The 22,010-nt window shown below is 46.3% G+C and carries 20 protein-coding genes; 5 read left to right on the forward strand and 15 right to left on the reverse strand.

Annotation, left to right across the window (positions count from 1 at the left end; translation table 11 throughout):
• Positions 1–66: 66 nt before the first annotated feature.
• From ACFWMP_RS08470 to ACFWMP_RS08485, 4 genes are all read right to left on the reverse strand, one after another.
• Positions 67–1,230 (reverse strand): aminotransferase class I/II-fold pyridoxal phosphate-dependent enzyme, encoded by a 1,164-nt coding sequence (locus ACFWMP_RS08470; RefSeq protein ID WP_379423033.1) that lies wholly within the window; start codon positions 1,228–1,230, stop codon positions 67–69.
• Positions 1,223–2,155, reverse strand: coding sequence for a D-alanine--D-alanine ligase (locus ACFWMP_RS08475; protein ID WP_379423566.1), 933 nt, complete (start codon positions 2,153–2,155; stop codon positions 1,223–1,225). The genes ACFWMP_RS08470 and ACFWMP_RS08475 overlap by 8 nt, the downstream gene beginning before the upstream one ends.
• A 19-nt stretch (positions 2,156–2,174) precedes the next feature.
• Positions 2,175–3,626, reverse strand: a complete 1,452-nt coding sequence (gene pdxR, locus ACFWMP_RS08480; RefSeq protein ID WP_379423035.1) for a MocR-like pyridoxine biosynthesis transcription factor PdxR — start codon at positions 3,624–3,626, stop codon at positions 2,175–2,177.
• A gap of 125 nt (positions 3,627–3,751) precedes the next feature.
• On the reverse strand, positions 3,752–4,288 hold the full coding sequence (locus ACFWMP_RS08485; protein ID WP_379423037.1) for a P-loop nucleotide/nucleoside kinase family protein: 537 nt from the start codon (positions 4,286–4,288) through the stop codon (positions 3,752–3,754).
• Between the two features lie 167 nt (positions 4,289–4,455).
• On the opposite strand from ACFWMP_RS08485, the gene catA reads away from it, so the two are divergent.
• Positions 4,456–5,115 (forward strand): type A chloramphenicol O-acetyltransferase, encoded by a 660-nt coding sequence (catA, locus tag ACFWMP_RS08490; RefSeq protein ID WP_042185618.1) that lies wholly within the window; start codon positions 4,456–4,458, stop codon positions 5,113–5,115.
• A 106-nt stretch (positions 5,116–5,221) separates the two neighbouring features.
• Here catA and ACFWMP_RS08495 read toward each other — a convergent pair whose 3' ends face one another.
• The 6 genes from ACFWMP_RS08495 to ACFWMP_RS08520 form a co-directional block, all read right to left on the reverse strand.
• Entirely contained in the window at positions 5,222–5,908 is a 687-nt protein-coding gene (locus ACFWMP_RS08495; protein WP_379423039.1) for a histidine phosphatase family protein, read from the reverse strand.
• Positions 5,887–6,846 (reverse strand): adenosylcobinamide-phosphate synthase CbiB, encoded by a 960-nt coding sequence (cbiB, locus tag ACFWMP_RS08500; protein WP_379423041.1) that lies wholly within the window; start codon positions 6,844–6,846, stop codon positions 5,887–5,889. The genes ACFWMP_RS08495 and cbiB overlap by 22 nt, the downstream gene beginning before the upstream one ends.
• 49 nt (positions 6,847–6,895) lie before the next feature.
• A complete protein-coding gene (locus ACFWMP_RS08505) occupies positions 6,896–7,675 on the reverse strand; it encodes an adenosylcobinamide amidohydrolase (RefSeq protein WP_256721602.1) in 780 nt (259 codons plus the stop codon).
• A 563-nt stretch (positions 7,676–8,238) separates the two neighbouring features.
• The gene (locus tag ACFWMP_RS08510) at positions 8,239–9,327 is read right to left on the reverse strand and encodes a pyridoxal phosphate-dependent aminotransferase (RefSeq protein WP_379423044.1); all 1,089 of its coding nucleotides are present in this window, start codon (positions 9,325–9,327) and stop codon (positions 8,239–8,241) included.
• A 260-nt stretch (positions 9,328–9,587) separates the two neighbouring features.
• Positions 9,588–10,334 carry a type I methionyl aminopeptidase gene (map, locus tag ACFWMP_RS08515; RefSeq protein ID WP_076284095.1) on the reverse strand — a complete coding sequence of 249 codons (747 nt, stop codon included), beginning with the start codon at positions 10,332–10,334 and terminating at the stop codon, positions 9,588–9,590.
• A gap of 7 nt (positions 10,335–10,341) precedes the next feature.
• Complete coding sequence (locus ACFWMP_RS08520) at positions 10,342–10,926, reverse strand: TetR/AcrR family transcriptional regulator (protein ID WP_076298271.1); 585 nt, start codon at positions 10,924–10,926, stop codon at positions 10,342–10,344.
• A gap of 281 nt (positions 10,927–11,207) precedes the next feature.
• Between ACFWMP_RS08520 and lplA the strand changes: the two genes are divergently transcribed.
• Complete coding sequence (gene lplA, locus ACFWMP_RS08525) at positions 11,208–12,209, forward strand: lipoate--protein ligase (protein ID WP_042185606.1); 1,002 nt, start codon at positions 11,208–11,210, stop codon at positions 12,207–12,209.
• An 85-nt stretch (positions 12,210–12,294) separates the two neighbouring features.
• Here lplA and ACFWMP_RS08530 read toward each other — a convergent pair whose 3' ends face one another.
• Positions 12,295–13,008 carry a metal-dependent hydrolase gene (locus ACFWMP_RS08530; protein WP_341061352.1) on the reverse strand — a complete coding sequence of 238 codons (714 nt, stop codon included), beginning with the start codon at positions 13,006–13,008 and terminating at the stop codon, positions 12,295–12,297.
• A gap of 229 nt (positions 13,009–13,237) precedes the next feature.
• Between ACFWMP_RS08530 and ACFWMP_RS08535 the strand changes: the two genes are divergently transcribed.
• Together ACFWMP_RS08535 and ACFWMP_RS08540 are read left to right on the forward strand one after the other, a co-directional pair.
• A complete protein-coding gene (locus ACFWMP_RS08535; protein WP_379423048.1) occupies positions 13,238–14,185 on the forward strand; it encodes a DMT family transporter in 948 nt (315 codons plus the stop codon).
• Positions 14,186–14,197: 12 nt separating this feature from the next.
• Positions 14,198–15,001, forward strand: coding sequence for a Cof-type HAD-IIB family hydrolase (locus ACFWMP_RS08540; RefSeq protein WP_060624902.1), 804 nt, complete (start codon positions 14,198–14,200; stop codon positions 14,999–15,001).
• Positions 15,002–15,225: 224 nt separating this feature from the next.
• On the opposite strand, the gene ACFWMP_RS08545 is transcribed toward ACFWMP_RS08540, so the two are convergent.
• The gene (locus ACFWMP_RS08545) at positions 15,226–16,953 is read right to left on the reverse strand and encodes an ABC transporter ATP-binding protein (RefSeq protein ID WP_379423050.1); all 1,728 of its coding nucleotides are present in this window, start codon (positions 16,951–16,953) and stop codon (positions 15,226–15,228) included.
• A gap of 414 nt (positions 16,954–17,367) precedes the next feature.
• On the opposite strand from ACFWMP_RS08545, the gene ACFWMP_RS08550 reads away from it, so the two are divergent.
• On the forward strand, positions 17,368–18,525 hold the full coding sequence (locus ACFWMP_RS08550) for a sugar efflux transporter (RefSeq protein WP_379423052.1): 1,158 nt from the start codon (positions 17,368–17,370) through the stop codon (positions 18,523–18,525).
• A 29-nt stretch (positions 18,526–18,554) separates the two neighbouring features.
• Here ACFWMP_RS08550 and ACFWMP_RS08555 read toward each other — a convergent pair whose 3' ends face one another.
• The 3 genes from ACFWMP_RS08555 to ACFWMP_RS08565 form a co-directional block, all read right to left on the reverse strand.
• The gene (locus ACFWMP_RS08555; RefSeq protein WP_379423055.1) at positions 18,555–19,346 is read right to left on the reverse strand and encodes an MBL fold metallo-hydrolase; all 792 of its coding nucleotides are present in this window, start codon (positions 19,344–19,346) and stop codon (positions 18,555–18,557) included.
• A 209-nt stretch (positions 19,347–19,555) separates the two neighbouring features.
• Positions 19,556–20,623: a sulfate ABC transporter substrate-binding protein gene (locus tag ACFWMP_RS08560; RefSeq protein ID WP_379423058.1), complete on the reverse strand. Its 1,068-nt coding sequence runs from the start codon at positions 20,621–20,623 to the stop codon at positions 19,556–19,558.
• A gap of 322 nt (positions 20,624–20,945) precedes the next feature.
• Entirely contained in the window at positions 20,946–22,010 is a 1,065-nt protein-coding gene (locus tag ACFWMP_RS08565) for a sulfate/molybdate ABC transporter ATP-binding protein (protein ID WP_042124940.1), read from the reverse strand.

A 22,010-nucleotide genomic window follows, 5' to 3' on the forward strand; every position in this document is an offset into this window, starting at 1 on the left:
GTATAACCTATTCTATCTTATCTACACATAAAAGCCCCCATCTATGATAGATGGGGACCACTAGAATTACAACTTCACTTTCATAAATCCTTCGATTCTCTCCAGCGCTTCCGTCAATTTTTGTAGGGATGCTGCATAAGAGCAGCGAATATACCCTTCTCCACCCACTCCAAACACATGCCCCGGAACCGCAGCAACACCAACCTCCTTGAGCAGCTGCAAAGCGAAAACTTCTGACTTCATTCCGGTATTAGCGATGGAAGGAAAGACATAAAATGCACCCTCCGGCTCGTGGCACGGTAAACCAATAGATCGAAATCCACTAACCAGCAGCTTTCTTCGCTCATCAAAGCATCGTTTCATGTGGTCCTTATGCTCCATACCGTTCCGCAGTGATTCAATGGCAGCGATTTGACCTAGTATTGGAGCACACATCGCAGTGTACTGATGGATTTTGAGCATCGCAGCAATTAATTCCTGATCACCACAAGCATAGCCTACTCTCCAGCCAGTCATCGCAAAGGCTTTGGAGAAGCCACTAATGACAATCGTTCGTTCCAACATCCCAGGAAGAGAGGCAATACTTACATGCTGACTATCATAGGTTAGCTCGGCATAGATTTCATCTGAAATGACAAGTAAGTTATTCTCTTTTACAATCTGTGCAATGGGTATCCAATCCTCGTAAGTCATTACTGCTCCTGTAGGATTAGTCGGAAAATTCACCATAAGAATCTTGGAACGCGGGGTAATCACCTGCCGCAACGCTTCAGGAGTAAGTTTAAAACCCTGCTCGGCTGAAGATTCAACCTCTACCGTAATCCCACCGTTCAAATGAGTAATCGGCGAATACGCAATATAGCTCGGAGAAGGGACGATAATCTCATCCCCGGGTGTAATAAAGGCCCGCAGAGCCAAATCCACGGCTTCACTGCTCCCCACTGTAACCATAATCTCGTTAGTTGGCTCATAGCGGAGATTGAAGCTTGTGTGCAGATAAGAGGCGATCTCTTCTCTAAGCTCCAACAAGCCGGAATTTGGTGTATACATCGTCTCCCCATTATTCAAAGCACGAATACAGGCAGCTCTTACATGCTCCGGTGTAACGAAATCAGGCTCGCCTACACCAAGCGATATAATATCCTGATTCCCTGTACTTAGGTCAAAAAAAGCCCGAATCCCCGAGGGAGCAATCTCCCGTACACGCGGAGTAATCCATTCATTATGCATGACTGAGCACCTCTTCTTTCGGACTCTTTTCTGTTAGGGAAAGGGAAATGATCTCGTCCAGCAGTCCGCTGAAGGTGTAACCTGCCGCTTGCGCGCTTTTTGGTAAAAGACTCGCCTTCGTCATGCCCGGTAATGTGTTCACCTCCAGCACATATGGAATACCATCCTTAATGAGCATATCCACCCTTGCGTACACGCTGCATTTTAGTGCTTTGTAGCAAGTTAAGGCTGCATCACGTACTCGCTCATACACCTCAGCTGGTAGATCAATGACCCGTTCGTCTGCCCCGCCATCTTCGTATTTCGCACTGTAATCGAACCACTCCGCATGCGCCGAGGTGATTCCCAAAACGGGCAGCATCTCTCCATTTAGAATAGAGCAAGTGATTTCCTGGCCTTGAATGTAGCTCTCGATCAGAATCGACTGATCACAAGCAAAAGCCTTCTCTACTGCGCTCAACAGCTCCTCGCTGCTGCTCACCTTTTCCATACCGATACTCGAACCGCCTGCACATGGCTTCACCATAACAGGATATCCAATCCGCTCTACGGCTTCTTGAGAATAATCCTTCATACTATCCCAGCACAGCCAATCCGCCGTATTGACGCCTGAGCAGCGCATAAGCTTTTTGGAAAGATCTTTATCCATACAAATGCTGCTAGACAAAACGCCACTACCCGTATAAGGAATCCCCATCGTCTCCAGCGTCCCCTGAACCGTACCGTCCTCTCCGTAAGCTCCGTGGAGCGCAAGCAGCGCGATATCGATTCCTTTTGCCTGCTCAATAAGCTCTTCACGCTTGGTGATCACTATTGGAGTAACCTCATATTTATTGGGATCTAGATTCTTCAAAATCTCTCTACCGCTATTCATGGATACCTCATACTCTGAGGACACCCCGCCCATAATTACGCCTACCTTCATCTTCATCTCAAGCACCTCTTTATCCCATTAGTTGTCGTGCTGTTCTGCCAATAATCTCGATCCCCTTGCGGATATCCTCATCCGTCACTCTGGAGAAACCGATCCGTATCGTATTTTGACCTTTACCGTCTGTGAAGAATATATCTCCTGCTGTAAAAATAACCCCTTGCTCATGACAGGCCGCTAGCAGCGTCCTTGTATTAAAACCCTCCGCGAAGGTTACAAAAAGATGCAATCCGCCATCCCCTGATAACGCCGTATAAGGAATAAACTCCTTACAGAATTGCAGGGTTAATTCATATTTTCGTTTATATTCCGCTCTGGCTTTTTTCAAATACTTCTCTAAATGGCCACCCAATAAGTATTGATACAAAATGGATTGATCCAGCGTCGAGGTATGAATGGTACGTGCGCGCTTGACGCTTTCGAGAGAATTGATCAGCTCCTGATCTGCCAACACCCAGCCTACGCGTAGTCCTGGAAATAATACCTTTGAGAAGCTACCTAGATAGATCACGCTGTTGCCGCTCCCTGCTGCTGCGATAAGTGGAGCCACATGTGAGCCCGAATAGCGTAACTCCTCGTTAAAACCATCCTCGATCACTGGTATTTGGTACCGGTTCATCAGCTTCATTAGCCTCTGTCTTTTCTCGGGAGACATTACAATGCCGGTCGGATTATGATAAGAAGGGACAAAGTAGGCACAGTCAAAAGCTTGCTCCTGCAATGCCTTCTCCAGCTCAACCAGATCAATCCCATCACGCTCCATAGGAATCCCGGTGATCTCAAAGCCATTCAGCTTCAGATTTTTGATCGCCGTATGATGCGTTGGATTCTCACAGATGACCGAACCATTCTTTTTGCTAAGTGCAGACAATACAATATCGAATCCCTCTGTAAAGCCATTGGTGATCAATATATCCTTGCCTTTCATTTCAACGCCTTTGTGCTCCATGTACTGCTTCAAATAGTCTATTAAAGGCTTATACCCTTTGGCATATCCATAATTTAGTAAGACGTTGCCTTCCACCGACATACGATCCATAAAGGAGCGTTTCACATTATCTAGATCAAAAAGACTCTCATCAGGTGCGATGCTCGTGAAGGAGATCGTCCCCTTCTCCGCTCGTATGCCGCGCTTCATGATATCCAGATCCTCCGCCAGCCGCGCATGATCATTGATACGCGTCTTCCAGTCCATCGTCCAGGAAGAGATTGTTTCACTGCCGGGAGGTGTAGGTGCCACATAACTTCCCTGACCCTGCACGGCATACGCAAATCCATCATCCTCAAGCTCTGCATAAGCAGAGATTACTGAGTTACGGCTAACCTTAAGCAGTGTGCTGAGCTCTCTTGTGGAGGGCAGCTTTTGATTGCCTTGCAGACCGCCTTTTATGATTAAGTGCTTCATATAGTCTTTAATTTGTATATACACCGGCCGTCCGGCTATGAGCTTAAAATCCTTAAACATCTCTCAATCGCCCCCATGACTATCATGGCACAATCACTCGCTTAAAAAAAGAACCACAGCCATGGGATTTTAATCCGGCTGTGGTTCTATGAGGGGACAAATGCCCAAAATATCAAGTTATAGATCTATGCTTCGATCACAAGCTCCCCTTCTCCAGCAGGGATCTCAAAACCATTTAAAAACCGGGTTAGTATGTCCTCAGTAATCGGAAATGCGGCATTAGCGTCAAAACGTTCACTCCGGATAAGCAGTCTCTGACGCAATTCATTTGGCTGAATTTTTAAGTGAATCAGTTCCCACACGCCACCATAACTCTCAATAAGTTGCTTGTAATCGTTCCGTCTCTGACGTTGCCAGAAGCTGAAATCGATGACAACATGATGTTTTGCCTGAAGCAGATTCACCAGCTCCCCCCGCAGCTTTATCTCCGACTCTTCTTTATAGGACTCATAATTCTGCTCTGGATAATCCACCCCGAAACGTCCGTGCGTGGCCCAAATATCTTCATCTATCGAAAGTCTGGCGAATCCCTCTTTCTCCAGCTTTTTAGCAAAGGTTGTTTTACCCGACCCCGCTACACCGCACATCATCACTACGATGGAAGCAACACTCGTACGCTTTTGCTGAAGCAATTTTTCAATAACCAACTTTTCACTCAGCATTATAAATGCATCTTCCTTCCACTTGATCTAGTTTAATTACGGCGATGATGATGGTATACTCATCGTTACAAAATACTTTCTCAAAGGATTGTGATAAGGATATGGTGAAATCAGTCCAGCAGACCTCCTAAAATGAAAAATGAAATAATTTTAGGAGGTCATAATAAATGATTTTTAACCCGATTGTCATTGATAACTGGAGTAGAAAACCCTATTTTGAACATTATTTAAACAATGTCAGATGCACCTATAGCATGACCGCAAATATTGATATCACCCTTCTACTATCAGAGCTTAAGCATAAGGGAATTAAGCTGTACCCAGCACTAATCCACATGATAACTACGGTGGTGAACCGTCATAGTGAATTCCGCACATGCTTTGATTCTGAAGGTAGATTAGGTTATTGGGATAGCTTGTCACCTAGTTTTACAATTTTCCATGATGATGATAAGACCTTCTCAAGCATCTGGACTTCGTACGGTGAAAAGTTTAATGATTTCTATAACCGTTATCTGGATGATATGAAAATGTACGGAAGCGTGAAACAATTTATCGCTAAAGCAAACGAACCCCCGAACACCTTCCCTATTTCTAGTATTCCGTGGGTCAGCTTCACGAGCTTTAACCTGAACGTGTATAACGAGGGAACCTTCCTGCTTCCCATCTTTACTATAGGAAAATATTTTCATCAAGACAAAAAAATACTATTACCAATATCGGGGCAATTCCACCATGCCGTGTGCGACGGTTACCATGCCAGCATGTTGTATAATGAATTGCAATCACGTGCAGATACCTATAAGGAATGGTTACCTAACATCTAATTATCCACTTTATTCTGCTGAGGGCGAACGATAGTTTAAACATAAAGGGTTCCACATATTAGGTATGACTAATATGTGGAACCCTTTTTTTCATTTGATTTTCTCATCAATCTCCAGAAATATCTGCCGACCATTGCCCGTTCCGCCAAAATAGCCTGAGTACCATTGCTGTTCCCGGAGAAGGTGCAACTGCGCTGTAGAATGAGACACCAGGAATTAATTGTGCAAGGAAATTCCGAATAACACCACCATGTGTGACTACCAATACCCTGTTTGTTATTACCTCAGCCTTTTTTTCACTAATTGCAGCCTGCACAAATGTATCCTCAGCCCCTCGCCCCAGATCTGACAGGAAGCTACGCAACCGTTCGTCAAACTGCGCCCATGTTTCACCATCCGGCGGTGTAATTGTGGAAGGATTATCAATCCACCTTCTATACAGTGAGTTATCCTTCAATTCCTCATAAGTACAGCCTTCGAAAGCTCCAAAATTTATTTCGCGCAGACGCGGATCGTAGACAGCCACCTTCTCTAAAGAAGGAGAAATGTAAGCTAGAGTCTCCCGACATCTAAGCAAATCGCTGCAAAATACACACCAAAAATCATTCGATACTTCAGACTGCTGCTTAAGCTGAGATAGCTGCTCTACTGCACTAGATAGCAACGGGAGATCCGAATGTCCTAAGTAACGATGCTCAGCATTCCACTGAGTTTGCCCGTGGCGAACAAGTACTAATTCTAGCTCTATTGAAGGAAACGCCATGTCTAGCATTAGCCCCCGATCCATATCCATGCCACAACCGCGCATAAGCCTACAAAAATTGAAGAGCAGAGCATCATCATCCGCGAGGTCTGAATAATATCGTCCGGCTCCATCGCTCGTACCGGATCACCCATATAGGCTCGGAAAGAAGCGACACCATGATAGACGTTCTCTCCTCCGAGACGGATACCAAGTGCGCCCGCAACAGCGGATTCTGGATAGCCGCTATTTGGGCTTGGATGGAGACGCGCATCCCTCTTCACCATTTGCAGACAATTGCGCCAATCCAGACGAAGCAGCCATGCACACAGTGCCAAGAGCAATGCCGTAATCCGTGCCGGAATGAAGTTGGCAACATCATCAAGCCGAGCGGATGCCCAGCCGAGATCTCGGTATTTATCATTCTTATATCCCACCATGGAATCGAGTGTGTTTACTGCTCGATAAGCCATAGCAAGCGGCGCGCCACCGATTAGCGCATAGAACAATGGAGAAATAATCGCATCGACGATATTCTCTGCTACAGTCTCTACCGTGCCACGCACAATTTCCGGGGAATCTAGCGAAGTCGTATCACGCCCCACGATCATTCCCAGTGCCTTGCGAGCAGCAGGAATATCGCCTTTACGGAGTTCCACGTACACCGCCATCCCTGCATCCTTCAGTCCCTTAGAGGCAATCGTCGTCGAAATTAACCAAGCCTCGGCTAACCAGACGAGCCAAGGTGAGATAAACGACAGCAGCCATAATAGGATGGCTGTCAGTGCCCAAGCACCGCCCACCACACACAGCGGAAGCAATACTCCCGCTCTCCGCAGGCTTTGCGGTCTGGACCATATAAGGCGGATCGCCCGCTCCAGAGCCGTGATTGCTTTGCCCATACCGATTACGGGATGGGGCAGGCTACGCGGATCCCCTACGATCCGGTCAATCACATAAGCCGCAAGCAGAACTAAAGCGATTGTCACAGGCGATCACCTCTGAACAATCTTCTGTTTCTCCAGCAATCCATTCTCATTAGCTGTCCTTCCTTGCCTGCACCGACAGCAAGCTGCCCGTCACTGCGCTGTATACAAGGCGTCCGATTGCGCCACCAAGGTCGGTAGCGGTTCCGGCGTAAACATGCTCTGCCTTGTATCGCCCACTTTGGCTCACAGCGAGCACTATCGCATCCGTAGTTGTTCCGGTAGCGATCAGGCCATTCTCGGGATCGGTAATCCCGAGATCGGCCAGAGCAGCAGCTTTGGCTTCGACAGCTGTCTGCACAGCATTGACCATGGCCGCCGGTGTCAGGCGGCCATCAATACCTAGCATTATGTTAATCGTACCCGGGCGATAAACAGCCAGCACATTGCGTTCCACACCCGCGCGCGCAGCATTTCCTGCGGCGGCAGTAACGCAAACAAAAATACCCGCTGAGCCGGTGTCTTCCTCAGCTACCGCTGCATGCTCTAGCGGTACTGCCGTCATCAGACCGGCACAGCCAGACATTGAATAACCCCACTCGCGGAGCTTATTCTCCATATCCTGAACAGGATCACTACATTCATAATTGCGGTCAACATATAAATTGACGGCCCTCTCTAGCCGATTCATTCCTCCACCATAGAACGCACTCGATAAACCATCTGCTTCAGCAGGTAGCTCTAGTAGCAGATGGTTTCCCTTCCACTGTAAAGCAAGCCCTGGCCAGATGGCCGAATGGTACTCTTTTACACCTCCTGCGAGGTTAAATGGAATCTTTACTTGCACCATATATCGATCTTGCTCCTTCCACAGCACATTACTTTTATCCATTCATCCAACCCGCTTCACGGTCGCGCCTGTACTTCCCCAACCGCCTCACTTAGAAACTACCTAATTCTCTATTTCAGCAAATGACTATCTGCTCTAAAATCTACTCCAACACATGCCCCTAATTTCAGCTCTGAACACATACTCAATATCCGCTCCACAGATACTCGATTTCTACTACAACACATACTCCAATATCCACCTAGAAATCCATCCCTCACCCATCTATTGCACTTTATACAACAAATTCAGCTTTATTCACTGGCAAAAACCATTCTGCTGTATTTCGTGCAATAGAATGTCACGTAAAAGCCTATTTCGCATCAATTTCTAAACTTCTATTGTACAAAGTGCTATAGAATCGAATTCCTATGCCAGCAAAGCGAGTTCTGTTGTACGAAATACAACGAATGCACTTTGGAGGATGTCCATCAGAAGCTATCTCACCAAACTTTGTCACACCCCTAAGCATGCGAGCTGAAGCCCGCCATCCGGTATCAAATCGCAAATTTTGCTCTACACCAGACACTTTAACAGCAAACCCGCTGCCCTCTAAGCTACACAGTTCACTTATCCGCCAGAATTTCCTTCATCTGTTTTAGCAGCCGGACATTATCCTCATGTCCCTTAACGGCTACTCGGATATGCTCGTCTCCTAGACCGGGGTACATAGCGCAGCTGCGCACCAGTATACCGACACGCCCAAGACGGATCTGCATCTCAGCCGCAATCCACGGCGAAGGCAGGCCACAGAGCAGAAAGTTGGCTTCTCCTGGCGGCACATCGCAGCCTAGCTGCATAAGGCCTTGCCGCAGCAGTTCCCGTTCCGTGGCGATCAGTTCGCGTGTGCGATGTCCATACTCGTGCCCACACTCAAGGCAGGCTTCGCCCGCCAGCAGCGCCAAACCATTCACGCTCCAGGTAACCTGCTTTCCGGTCATCGCCTTTGCCAGCTCCGGATGCGAAATGGCAAACCCGAGACGCAGTCCGGGAATCGCATAAAATTTCGTCATCGACCGCACCAAAATCGTATGCGGAAACTGATCCAGATCCGGCAAAAGCGTATTCCGTTCTGCTTCTGGAATAAAATCAATAAAGGCTTCATCCACAGCCAAATACGTCCCGTAGCTTTCAGCCTTCTGCGCTAACCAGCGCAGCTCATCCACAGTATACTGAACGCCATTAGGGTTGTTCGGCTGTCCAAGGAACAGCAGATCAACCTTCTCCAGCAGCCCGGCAATCTCGTTCACTCCAGCTTGGAAGTGCTGTTCCCTTGTCCCCTGAACAGATAATACTTCTGCGCCGAATTGCACAGATAGCTGCCGGTACTCAGAAAAACAAGGTTCTAAGATACCTACCTTTTGCGGAGCAATCGCAAGCAGCAACAATGCCATAGATTCTGCGGCTCCGTTGCCTACTGTCAACCAACTACTATGTATACCAAGGTCCTTTGCTAGCAGACTTTTGAAGCGCCGATGTCCAGGGTCAGGGTAGGCAACCACCGTAGACAATGCTGTTCTAAGTAGCTCTAAGACGGCTGGCGGAGGCCCGATAGGATTGATGTTTGCGCTGAAATCAAGAAATGTGCCACCAGCCTCCTCATAAAGTTCCGCAGCTGTTAGCAAATCACCGCCATGGCCGTATTTTTCAAGCATATTTACACTCCCTCTATCCACTTTCGTTTGTTCGATATGTATCTCATTGCCACCATTATTGCGTCTTTGCCGGGAATACGTCAATGCTCACTAAAAGAATCACCTGAATAACCGCTTGCCTCAAATCGACATTAAAATCTACGAGATGTCAAAAGATAATAAAGTTCTAGACTGGCAGCCTCATCAGATCTATGGACACGCTGTCCCAGAACCCGAAAAAAAGAAGTCGACCATTTCGTTGGTCGACTTCTAATTTTTTTCTATTGCGCGGTCAAAATTTGTGGACCTTCAGCCGTAATGGCAATCGTATGCTCGTATTGGGCGGCGAGCTTGTTGTCCATCGTCCGTGCGGTCCAGCCGTCCGGATCGATTGTCATCAAGTAGGTACCTTCGGTGATCATGGGCTCAATCGTGAACACCATACCTTCCTTGATACGTGGGCCTTTTCCAGGCTTGCCGACATGCATATAAGTCGGCTCCTCGTGCAGGTCGCGGCCGATGCCATGAGCGAGAAGGTCGCGCACGACGCCGAAACCGTGTGATTCCGCATGCCGCTGAATCGCGCTCGTCACATCGCCGAGTCGATTGCCGGGCTGAGCCTGCTCGATGCCCAGATCAAGACATTCCTTCGTGACACGCATCAACTTCTCGGCCATCGGCGAGATCTGCCCTACCGCATAACTCCAGGCCGAATCGCCGAGCCAGCCATCGAGCTCAGCGACCGTGTCAATCGTCACGATATCCCCTTCCTCAAGTGGCTTATTGCTAGGGAAGCCATGCGCGATTACATCGTTGGCGGAGGCACAGGTCGCATATTGATAGCCCCTATAGCCTTTCTGGTATGGCTTTGCGCCGTGCTTCAACATAATGTCCTCGAATATGCGCTCAATCTCGTTGGTGGTAATACCCGGTTTGATAAGCGGGGCGATTGTACGATGACATTCAGCCACCACTTGGCATGCCTTGCGGATAGCCTCAATTTCATGCTTGCTTTTTAAAATGACCATGTTCGTATCAGGACCCCTTCGTAATAGCTTGGATAGCGAGTCGGGCGATTCGATCGACGTTCAGATCGGAATTGCCCGCATAGTAGTGCAGCCCACAGCAACCAACCAGCACAGCAAGCATATGGTCGACGCTGTCGTCTTCGCACTGGGCGATCGATTGGAGTGGAACGTACAGGCGTTCCATAAACCGTCTCTTGGCGTGGTGTCGATCCCTTTCAGACAAGCCTACATAATGTTCCGCCGCCATTTTGTAGACGAGATATGCGCGGGCGTCCGACTGCCACAGCTGGAGCAGTGCTTTACAATACATCAACAACTGCCTGTCATCCGGTGGGCTGCCGCTGATGTCTGCCCATTTTGCGATAACTTGCTCACATCGCTCAAAGCCGCTTTCTAACACATCTTCTATTAATAAATGCCGGTTGGGATAATAATGGTATACTGTGCCGTAACCAAGACCTGCCTCGCGGGCGACGTCGCGAATATCAAAGCTGCCGCCCGTGCGAAAGTAGGAGCGCGCGGCGACGTCCAGGATCTGTTCTTTGCGCTGTATGCGTATGAGCTCATTTTGTTCTTTGGTACGGGGGCACATAACGTGTAACCTCCTTATTTAGACCTGCAAATTTGTCAATATAAAAATAGTAACCCATGGGCTGAAGAAATGCAAAAGATTTGTTGATTTTCGATAAAATGAAGTACTTAACAATAAGACTGGGCGCTGGAAATTCTTCAACTTAAAAATCGCATTAATTCAACGATTCCAGTCTAATACTTTATTTCCACCGAAACACGAAGCGATCTCTTTTGTTAAAAAACTGCTTTTGGTTTAAAATGAGAACTGTAATCAATTTTGCTGCAACGGAGGAATTCACTATGATTTTTATTGATAACACAGGGATTACTGACGCTTCCATCAATTTGGCGATTGAGGAATATGCGCTGAAACACTTGCCGATGGACGAGAGTTACCTGCTTTTTTATATTAACAGCCCATCTATCATCATCGGTAAACATCAAAATACGATTGAAGAAATCAATCAGGAATATGTTAAAGAGAATGATATTAAGGTTGTGCGGCGTTTGTCCGGCGGTGGAGCTGTCTATCACGATCTCGGAAATCTTAACTTCAGCTTCATTACTAAGGACGACGGCCAATCCTTCCATAACTTCCTGAAATTCACCCAGCCGGTGATCGACTACTTACAAAGCATGGGTGTAAACGCTGAGCTTAGTGGACGGAATGATCTTCAAGTCGGCGAACAAAAAATTTCCGGCAACGCTCAATTCTCCACACGTGGACGCATGTTCAGCCATGGCACACTGATGTTTGACCTCAATTTGGACAATGTACAAGCCTCTCTAAAAGTAAATCCAGAGAAGTTCAAATCGAAGAGCACCAAATCCGTACGTAGTCGCGTAGCCAACATCAAAGAGCTGCTAGGTACAGACATGACCATTGAAGAGTTCCGCTCCGGTCTCCTACGTTCGATCTTTGGCATGGAGCCATCCGAGGTCCCTCAGTATAAGCTTCAGGAAGCAGACTGGGACAAAATCCACGAAATTTCCAAAGAGCACTACCAGAACTGGGACTGGAACTACGGTCTGTCACCAAAAAGCAATGTCAAACACACACGTAAATTTCCTGCTGGAATTATTGATATTCGTATGGATATTGAGGATTCCCTCATTAAGGACATCAAAATCTATGGTGACTTCTTTGGGGTTGGTGACGTAGTAGATGTTGAAAATGCACTTCGTGGCAAACGTTATAATGAGGCAGAGGTTAGAGAAGCATTAGCTGATCTGGATTTGAAGCATTATTTTGGACGTATTGAGCCGGAGGACTTTATCGGACTGGTTTTCCTAGAAGAATAGTTACACAAAAATAAAGGGGCCTGCTTATCCTATGCGCAAATTTGCGTAAAGAATAGACAAGCCCCTTTTTCATATTCATTTTAGTTCAAGTAGAAAGTATAAATACATAGACAACGAACGCTAGAGTCAGCATGATGCAGATGTTCTCTACGGCTCCACCTTTTTTCGTGCCTGTACTCATTAGCTTTAGACGCAGCTTAAAGGGTATTGGCGGCAGGGGTGTAATTCCCCGTTGGGTAAGAGAGTCAGCTAGTAGGTGAAGCGCATACGACATGCCCCCAGCTATCCATAGACTGCCACCGTCATTTATACCCGCTGAGGCAAAATACAATAAGGCGCTCCAGCCCGCAACGCCATACAAGGTATGTGTCAGTCCACGATGAGGAACAACCGATGAGACTACAAGCACGCACGCTGCAATGTAGTTCCATGGATCATAGGCTTCCCCGAAGGCAAAGAGTGCTATGGCAATCAAGATCATGACCAAATGGCGCAGCTTTCGACTAGGCAGGAAAGATACACTTCCGACTAGCAGTGCAAGCACAATATTCCAAGGACGTTCCACGATTCCGGCAAAATAGAGATAGATCGCCGCGCCTATCAAAGCAATTTGCAGCGCTCTTAATAGAAATTCTGGAATCGCTTTGCGCACAAGCAGCGAATTCGGTTCATCGATATCAGGCAGCAAAGAGCTTAACGCTGCGACTGCAATAACTGGAATCGTAATCTCGTGTGACATCAAACTCATTACAGATAGGGTAACCCCAGTGCTGATTATTAAATGGGATCTGCCCATCATGGTGAAACCGCTCCTTTCTAAGATGCGAAAAACAAGAACAAATGTGCGGTTATCGAAGTATATCAAGACCCTGTTTTTTTGTCTAGCCTAATCCCTTAAATCCCTTTAAATATAAGCCTTTGAGCGATTCCTATCTTGTCCTCCCCATGAATATACGATACAATTTGGACAACTTGACCTTGTCGTTCTTACAAGGACGGCATTTGCCGAAGAGAGGATGACCTAAGAAGTGAAGCGTTCCCGTATGGCCGATTTCAGCCTGCTACTTGTAGCGATGATGTGGGGATGCACCTTTCTGATTGTTCAAAATGCTGTCAAAGTGCTCCCTCCACTCGCGTTTAACAGCATCCGCTTTACAGGTGCTGCCCTGTTGCTGGCTCTAATCACTTTTATTTTTTACCGCAAGGAGTGGAAACAGCTGAGTTTCCGCATGGTACGTGATTCTCTGCTGCTAGGCCTTTTTTTGTTTATGGGCTATGGCTTCCAGACCATGGGACTTCTATATACAACCACCTCCAATACCGGGTTTATTACCGGTCTATCGGTCGTATTGGTTCCGTTTCTCTCTCTGGCGCTACTAAAGCATGCCATTTCACGTTACACTTGGTTCAGCGCGGCGCTTGCCGCAGTAGGTCTTTATCTGCTAACCTTCACCGGCTCTGCTTTGTCCCTGAATAAAGGCGATGCTTTGATCTTGCTCTGCGCCATAGCTTTTGCGCTACAAGTCGCATATACTGGCGTTTATGCACCTCATTATCCGGCGTTGCCGCTGGCAACCTTGCAGCTCACCTTCGTTGGACTGTTCAGCATTGTCGCTTCGCTTATCTTTGAAGGAGCTGCACCACTGGCACACAGCGCAGAGCTTATAAAGGACCCGGACGTTCTCTGGGCACTTTTAATCTCTATTGGTCCTACCAGCGCTTTTGCTTTCTGGATTCAAACCGCCTGCCAGAAATATACTACGCCTTCACGGGTAGCCATTATTTATGCCACAGAACCTGTATTCGCTGTTCTGACAGGCTTAGCCTTTGGCGGAGAAACGCTTGGTATGTCCGCTCTGCTCGGTTGTGGTTGTATTCTGGGAGCTATGCTTATGGCAGAGCTGAGTCCGGAACCGGGTCAGAATCAACATAAGAAGAATTATTTTTCCAAATTACATTTATTTAGAAAGAGATAAGGAGAGAGACAAATGTACAAATTGATCGCGATTGATATTGATGACACTCTAATTAACGATGACAAGGAAGTAACACCCGCTACACAGACTGCGCTTGAAGAGGCTGTAGCCGCTGGCGTTGTTGTAACCCTTGCTACAGGCCGAGCTTATGCTTCTGCGCAAGCCATTGCCCGTCAAACTGGACTTAACGTGCCAATCATCACTTACCAAGGCGCACTCGTTAAGAACTTGCTCGATGAAAAGGTACTATATGAGCGTTACGTGCCACAAGATGCGGTACACAAGCTGTTCACTTACTGCGTGGAGCATAATCTGCACTTGCAAACTTACATTGACGACAAGCTGTATGCCCGTGAAGACAACCAGAAGATCAAAGATTATACAGACCTGAACAAAACGCCATATTATATTGAACCAGATTGGGAGAAGCTTGTTCCACAAAAAACACCAAAAATGCTGATTATCGATGATCCTGCATTCTTGGATGAGCTGGCTCCAATTCTACGTGAATTGCTCGGCGATTCCGTGCATATTACCAAATCCAAACCACAATTCCTAGAAATCATGCATCATGAAGGAACCAAGGGAATTGCGCTTGAATTCCTAGCCAATCATTTTGGTTGTGATCTCTCCGAGACTATGGCTATGGGTGACTCTTGGAACGACCATGAGATGCTTGAAGCTGCCGGTCTTGGCGTTGCTATGGCGAACGCTATTCCCGCGCTGAAAGAAATTGCTGATTTCATAACCCTAAGCAACAATGAAGATGGCGTAAAATACGCGATTGATAAATTCATTCTCAATAAAGTGAACTAAATCGGCTGAACTTAATAGTTTTATATACGTTAAACTTAAGATTTTTCTATTAAGGTAAGTGCGTGACTGCGGGGAATGTTTGGACTTCCCCTCCGTCACTTTTCCCTTTTTAGAATGTTTTAAAGTTCAACTTATATAGAGTTAAAGTTCTATCTATATAAATTCACTTTCTTAAGAAAAGGGTGCTGTAACGTCATGATATATGACGTTACAGCACCCTTTTGTTATTTCAGCAAGCTCGGTACTCCTGTAGATGCAAGCTCCATTAGCGCTTCCTCACTCCCCACGGCTTCTTCCTCTTCCAGCTGAGAATAGTACAAGCCATGATATCTTCCTTCTGCTGCAAGTAGCTCCTCGTGGGTACCACTCTCCACAATTTCACTGTTCTCCATCACTAGAATGACATCAGCGTTCTGAATCGTTGATAGACGGTGAGCGATAACGAGTGTGGTTTTGTCTCCCATTAATTTACGAATCGCTTGCTGCACCAGCTTCTCCGATTCATTATCAAGCGCAGCAGTAGCTTCATCCAGCAACAAAATTGGAGAGTTCCTAAGAATCGCTCTCGCAATCGATAGTCGCTGGCGTTGTCCACCCGACAGGCGTGAACCTTCCTCACCGATATCTGTATCGAGACCCTCCGGCAACTCCATTACAAAATCATAAGCGTTCGCTTGTCGCAAAGCTTCCAGAATTTCATGCTCATCTGCATCTGGATTTCCATTTCGGATGTTATCACGGATACTTCCTGTATAAAGCCCGGACTCTTGCGGCACATAAGAGAAGTGACTCCTAAGTTTAGCTAAACTCATCTCGCTTGTCTTCTCATTATTTATAAACACTTCACCCTCATCAGGTTCATACAACCCAAGGAGTACCTTAAAAAGTGTAGATTTCCCTCCACCGCTCGGTCCCACAATTGCCATTTGAGCCCCTTTGTGAAGCTCTAAGCTGATTTTGTTCAAACTACGTCTCTCCGCTCCCGGATAAGAGAAGGATACCGAGGACATGACCATACGCTCAAATTCAGGTTGTTTCGTAGCTGCTTCGGGTAAAGCCTCCACTTCTACAGGGCTATCCAACACTTCAAAGATCCGTCCCGCCGCCCCAAGTGATTGCTGCATCGAATTGATCAGTCCTGGCAATGCCGAGAACGGCATCACTAAATAATTCATGAGCTGGATGAAAGCAATCATCGCACCGACCTCAAGTGATCCTTTTGCCACAAAATAACCAGCCACGACCAGCGCCAGAAGAAACGTAAAGTTTCCCAAAAAAGAGGAGAATGAGCCAGTAGCTCCCTCAATTCTTCCCCGTTTTAATTCTTCGGAAGTGATATTCTCACTATGTTCCTGATACTGCTTCATTAGTCTGCGTTCAATGCTAAAGGATTTAAACACCATACTACTGCCTAGAATGTCATGTAAAAAGGAAGTAATCTTGCTCATATTAGTCTGAATCTTCACACTGTTCTCACGCATCGCTGAACCGAAGATTTTTCCCGTAAGGAACATCAAAGGCCCCATTGCAAAACAGATCAATGCCAGTAGCCAGTTAATATAGAGCAAATAACCAAAAGCCGCAAGAGCAAGCAAAGGGTTACGGATTAAATCAATCATTACCTCGCCGGTAGCATTACCCACAGATTGATTATCATTAGTGAAGCGGGACAACAAATCTCCGGAGTGATTACGGTCAAAATAAGACTGAGGAAGAGCTAAAGCATGTCGCATCATATCTAGCCGCAGTTCATTTCTGATCTTGGCTGAGATTTTATTTTTGAGATAGCGATCGAAAAAACCGTTGATTGCACTCACTAATAAGTAGATTAATCCGAATATAACCAGCCCTTTAAAAGCTTTCACATCAAGTCTAACCGCCGCATCCGTAATTACTGAGAGCAGCCAAGCAATCGTTAAATCCAGAACAATCCCAAATAAAGTCGTAAACAATAAAACCGTATATAAGAGCTTGTGCCTTAACATGTATGTACTTAATCTTGAGAAAACACCTTTCTGCTTCAAAAAAATCAGCCCTCTCCCCTATTAGCTACTTATTACTCCCTTCCTGTCGTTGATAATTATTCTATATATGTAAATATAAGACGGCAATACTTTCTGATTATAAAGGATAAACATGATTCTGAATACCGAATGCAATAGATATCACAAAAGGAACATCAACTGTCCGAGATTTGCCCGAGTGATGCCCCTTAGCCAAATCGCATATATATTGTTGCTGTCTTTTTCATGTATACTAGAACCAGTTTGACTATCTTAACAAAAATAGAGGAGTAACATCACAACATGATCAAAAGACTTACTGCACTATTTTCAATTCCCTCTTATGCCTTACTCTTTTTATGTATGCTACTTCAGGGAATGGGGATTTCACTCAGTTCACCCTTCTTATCCATTTATTTCACGGAACAGCTTGGCGTATCTGTCGGATTGTTTGGTGTTTTTCTAGCCACCACGTTAATTGCCGGAATATGGATCAGTACACTAATCGGGAGACGCTCTGACCTCGGCTTAAATCGAAAAAACATTTACTTTGTTGCCACACTCTGTAATGCGCTGGCTTATAGCGGGTACTTGCTCATTCAGGATTTCACGATCTTGTTCATCTACATGATTGTGTTCACCGCCCTCGGTGCACCAGGGATGCCTCAATTGTTCGCCATTGCTAGAGAAGCAGTGAATAAGAGCAATTTTACGGATACTGCGTTTGCTAATTCTACCTTGCGTTCAGCTTTCTCTCTCGGCTTTATTACAGGTCCTTTAATCGGCACCCTGCTAATCGCTGCTGTTGGGTTTAAGGGGATTTTCACGGGTACGATCGGAGTATTCCTGCTTGTTGCCTTACTCGTTTTCTTCTTTCTCAAATCAAATACAGATACAGAGCTGAGCAGCAACAAAGCTGAAGTAAAAGTGAAAACTTTCCGGCTCAGACAGAACCGCAATATTCTGCTTCCTTTTCTGATTCTGATACTCATGTATGTAGCTCACTGGACGAGCAGCATCAATACGGCACTCTTTATTACAAACAATCTAGGGGGATCGACAAGTGATGTCGGTCTAGTCAGCAGTATATGTGCTGCGCTGGAAATTCCATTTATGATTATGCTCGGTCTACTCAGTGCGAAGTACAGTAACCGAGCATTGATGATGTGCGGGGCCATTTTAGGAGGAGCATATTATCTCGTTGTCATTTTCTCAGGCGAGATGTGGCAGATACTTGCAGCCCAAGTTCTACTCGCCGTTTTCGTTGCTGTGATATCAGCAATTGGCATTAGCTACATCCAGGATCTGCTCCCAAACATGCCTGGGTATGCATCCACTCTTTACTCTAATTCATCCACGATCGGTAGACTGATTGGGAGTCTTGTTGGCGGGGGCTTAGCCAGTATTGTAGGTTACCGGTATTCATTTGTGCTCTGTTTTATACTCATCATTGTTTCCTTAGTCATGCTTGCGGTAAGCGGACGTCACCCTTTAAATGAACCAGAACAATTAACTGTTTAATCCGTTTATTTCTACTTGCCCATTCTCTTCTAAAGTGAAGAAAATGGGTTTTTGTATATTGGAATTCTCATACCTGTCTGGGCTAGAGTAACATTCTCCGGTAAAATATAAGCTTCTCTCATATCTACATCATGCGACATATGGGTATACACTGCCTTTTTAGGCTTCACGATTTGCAGTAGCTCCGCTGCCTCCGTCATGTCGTACACAGAGCGAGTGGATAGCTCCGCCGCTTCATAATAGAAGCTTGTACCAAGGACCAGCAAGTCCGCCCCATGCATCAGGCGTGTCTCCTCAGCCCCAAGAGATATGGAATCAGGACAATACACCCATGTATAATCTTCCTTCTCTAGCCGAAAGGCGTACGAATATCCATTCTTACCATGGTTTACTTTCCAGGTATCTATCTTCCAGCCGTCCAGTTCTATCCCTTCATCACAGGGAATCATCTCGATGTGATTTCGCAGCCAAGGGTATTGCCGTTCGATAATAGGAATGACTTCTGCTGGAGTATAAAGTTCACCCTTAATGCCCGTCCATCGACAAGCATCTGCCCATTCCGGTAGCCCACCAATATGATCAAAATGAGCATGCGTCACCAGCAGTCTTCGCATATTCCGAACTCCCTGCGCCTCCATCTGACGTCGCCAATCTGGCCCACAATCAATCACTAGAAAGTCACTGCCATTATCTATAAGTACAGAGGAACGCAGCCTTGTATTGCTCCCATGCTCCCTTGCTTCTGTGCAGGTCTCGCAGCTGCAATATATCCGTGGAACACCCATGGCATCCCCAGTACCCAAAAACACCAACGTATCCATAATCTATCTCTCCTTCAGTTCCCATCAAGGAAGTCTTAAATTATCATATGTCTATCTTAAAGATGCTCACCAAAATATCCCCACAAAGTGAAGCTTTGCTTCGATGCGTACCCAGGTACTTTGCGGGGGCCCCAAATATATACTTTCGTCAAAAAAGTCATCCCTTAAGCAGTTGCCCTGCTAGGATGACTCTATTTTTACACCTCTACCTATATTCCGGCAAGTACCTGATACCAAATTCCCCGCTTGGAATAAAGCGTGCTTCGCACCTCATCCCAGCCCCCTAAATAATTGATATCGAAGAGACCCGCTGGATCGGGGTAGCGGCTTTTGTTCTCCGCATAGACCTGTTTATCTACGGGACGAAAGCCATATTTTGCAAAGATCTCTTGTGCCTGTGGGGTCATCAAGAAATCAACTAATGCTTCTGCTGCCGCGCGTGTCCCATGCTTATCCGCATACTTCTCTACGACAGCCGCCGGGTTCTCAATCAGCATTGTATTTCTAGGAATAATGACTTCATATTTAACACCCTGAGCAATCCGGGCCAGCAGTTCATTCTCATAGGTGACAATGACATCACCCACTCCATACTCGAAGGCAGCCATAGATGCACGTCCGCTCTTATCCAAAGACTCCACATTGGCATGTACACTTTCTAAAAAAGCTTTCGCTGCTGCTGGATCCTTAACGCCCTCTTGCTCCTCTGACAGCTTCAGACCAGCCCCATAGATCGCGTTAATATCCCACTGCGCACCACCGGATGTTTTGGGATTTGGGTATAACACTTTAATCCCTGGCTTGGCTAAGTCCGCAAAATCGTGAATTCCTTTGGGGTTTCCCTCACGGGTACCAAGTGCGACTACCGAACGTGTCACCATGCCTTGTTCACCCTGCTCTTTCCACGTTGGCGCTACGAGTCCAGCCTTAACCAGCTTCTCGACATCACCTTCCATGGCTAGCAGTGTAACATCTGCTTCGAACCCACCTACGATTGCACGTGCCTGTGTTCCGGAAGCTTCATAGGACTGCTGAAAACTAATCTCCTGTCCAGTATCCGCTTTCCACTGCGCTGCAAATAACGGCAAAATATCTTCCATCGCATCCTTAGCCACACTGTATGCGCCAACGACTAGCGTAACATCCCCTTGCTTCGAAGGATCTGCCATCGTCGTAATCGCCTTCTCATTCCCGCAACCGACTGTTGCCAGCATGAGTATGGCCAGCATTAGGGCAGCAAAACATCCGTGCAGTTGTCTGCTCCTTTTGAAATTCATTGCGGCCCACATCCTTCGAGGTAATGATTTTAATATTTCCTTGAAAGTTGCTCTATGGCTGAACTTAAAATTCAAGTAACCAACGTTCGGTATTTGCCGTAATTACGCGGAATGTTTGGACTTTCGGCCGCTGTTATGCTCTAATTTCTTGATTGGAACCGTATTACGGTTGAAATTAGAGCATAAAGGCGGTCGCTACAGCTCCTACAGTTCCAAACTTCCACTCCATTACTCTATACCAATACTTCAGTTCCTCTAATCCTAGCTCATCACATTCGCTACTCTTCAAAAAAAAATTGAAAATCATATTATTTATTTTATATTAAATAAATATCGGCATCGGATCTTCTTTCAGGTTGTTCTCCTGGATCCAGCTTCGCTCATCATTAAACAGGTAAGCGCGGTGCACAAGGACTGAGATATCCTGTCCCGGCTGCAATGTTTCTTTCTCCAAAGAACGGTAAGTGACCAGCTTATGACCATTAACTTCAACCTCAACGAGCCATTCACTTCCACGGAAATGCAGATGCTTTACGACGCCTTTTTCCGTAGCTGAAGCCATCTTGAACTCATGCAGGTTACCAACTTCAATATACTCAGGACGAATTAGTGCTTTGGTAGGCTTACCATCTCCAGCGCCTTTAAAGCCTTTCACCTCAGAAGCATCTTCAATCAGTGTCGACTCCCCGATAAAAGTTGCCACAAATGGTGTTTTAGGCTCCTTATAAATATCCCAAGGTGTACCCTTTTGTTCCAACTGCCCTTGGTTGATGATCATAATTTCGTCCGCGACTTCAATCGCTTCATCTTGGTCATGCGTTACGAAGATGGAAGTGATGCCAACACGCTCAATCAGCTCACGTAGCCAAGCGCGCAGCTCCTGACGGATCTTCGCATCAATAGCTGCGAACGGCTCATCTAAGAGTAATAGCTGTGGTTCAGGCGCAAGTGCACGGGCAAAGGCCACACGCTGGCGTTGTCCACCAGATAGCTGATGCGGGTAACGCTTCTCGAAGCCTTTTAATCCCGTAAGCTCCACCAGTTCCATAACACGGTCACGAATGGCAGTTTTGCTGGCCTTCTTAACTTTTAATCCAAAAGCAATATTATCAAAAACAGTCATATGCTTAAATAATGCATAGTTCTGAAAAACGAAGCCGATCCCGCGCTCTTGAGGAGGAAGATTGTTAACTGTCTGACCATGAAAAATGATCTCGCCATTATCCGGTGTCTCCAGCCCTGCGAGCATACGAAGAATCGAAGTTTTACCGCCACCACTCGGGCCGAGCAGTCCGATCAGATGACCTTTTGTAATGGTGAAATTGACGTCCTTGACCGCATGAAAATCTCCAAAATGCTTATTTAATCCCCGCACTTCAACATGCAT

The sequence above is a fragment of the Paenibacillus sp. NPDC058367 genome (assembly GCF_042723305.1).
GTDB lineage: Bacteria > Bacillota > Bacilli > Paenibacillales > Paenibacillaceae > Paenibacillus_AQ.

Excerpts from the sequence above, each read along its gene's own strand:
- ACFWMP_RS08510 (WP_379423044.1), bottom strand. The coding sequence starts at position 9,327 with ATGCTTGAAAAATACGGCCATGGCGGTGATTTGCTAACAGCTGCGGAA.
- ACFWMP_RS08565 (WP_042124940.1), bottom strand. The coding sequence starts at position 22,010 with ATGCATGTTGAAGTGCGGGGATTAAATAAGCATTTTGGAGATTTTCAT.
- ACFWMP_RS08560 (WP_379423058.1), bottom strand. The coding sequence starts at position 20,623 with ATGAATTTCAAAAGGAGCAGACAACTGCACGGATGTTTTGCTGCCCTA.
- pdxR (WP_379423035.1), bottom strand. The coding sequence starts at position 3,626 with ATGTTTAAGGATTTTAAGCTCATAGCCGGACGGCCGGTGTATATACAA.
- ACFWMP_RS08520 (WP_076298271.1), bottom strand. The coding sequence starts at position 10,926 with ATGTGCCCCCGTACCAAAGAACAAAATGAGCTCATACGCATACAGCGC.
- map (WP_076284095.1), bottom strand. The coding sequence starts at position 10,334 with ATGGTCATTTTAAAAAGCAAGCATGAAATTGAGGCTATCCGCAAGGCA.
- ACFWMP_RS08555 (WP_379423055.1), bottom strand. The coding sequence starts at position 19,346 with ATGGATACGTTGGTGTTTTTGGGTACTGGGGATGCCATGGGTGTTCCA.
- ACFWMP_RS08495 (WP_379423039.1), bottom strand. The coding sequence starts at position 5,908 with ATGGATATGGATCGGGGGCTAATGCTAGACATGGCGTTTCCTTCAATA.
- ACFWMP_RS08530 (WP_341061352.1), bottom strand. The coding sequence starts at position 13,008 with ATGATGGGCAGATCCCATTTAATAATCAGCACTGGGGTTACCCTATCT.
- ACFWMP_RS08540 (WP_060624902.1), top strand. The coding sequence starts at position 14,198 with ATGTACAAATTGATCGCGATTGATATTGATGACACTCTAATTAACGAT.
- ACFWMP_RS08485 (WP_379423037.1), bottom strand. The coding sequence starts at position 4,288 with ATGCTGAGTGAAAAGTTGGTTATTGAAAAATTGCTTCAGCAAAAGCGT.
- ACFWMP_RS08475 (WP_379423566.1), bottom strand. The coding sequence starts at position 2,155 with ATGAAGGTAGGCGTAATTATGGGCGGGGTGTCCTCAGAGTATGAGGTA.
- ACFWMP_RS08470 (WP_379423033.1), bottom strand. The coding sequence starts at position 1,230 with ATGCATAATGAATGGATTACTCCGCGTGTACGGGAGATTGCTCCCTCG.
- ACFWMP_RS08505 (WP_256721602.1), bottom strand. The coding sequence starts at position 7,675 with ATGGATAAAAGTAATGTGCTGTGGAAGGAGCAAGATCGATATATGGTG.
- catA (WP_042185618.1), top strand. The coding sequence starts at position 4,456 with ATGATTTTTAACCCGATTGTCATTGATAACTGGAGTAGAAAACCCTAT.
- lplA (WP_042185606.1), top strand. The coding sequence starts at position 11,208 with ATGATTTTTATTGATAACACAGGGATTACTGACGCTTCCATCAATTTG.
- ACFWMP_RS08550 (WP_379423052.1), top strand. The coding sequence starts at position 17,368 with ATGCTACTTCAGGGAATGGGGATTTCACTCAGTTCACCCTTCTTATCC.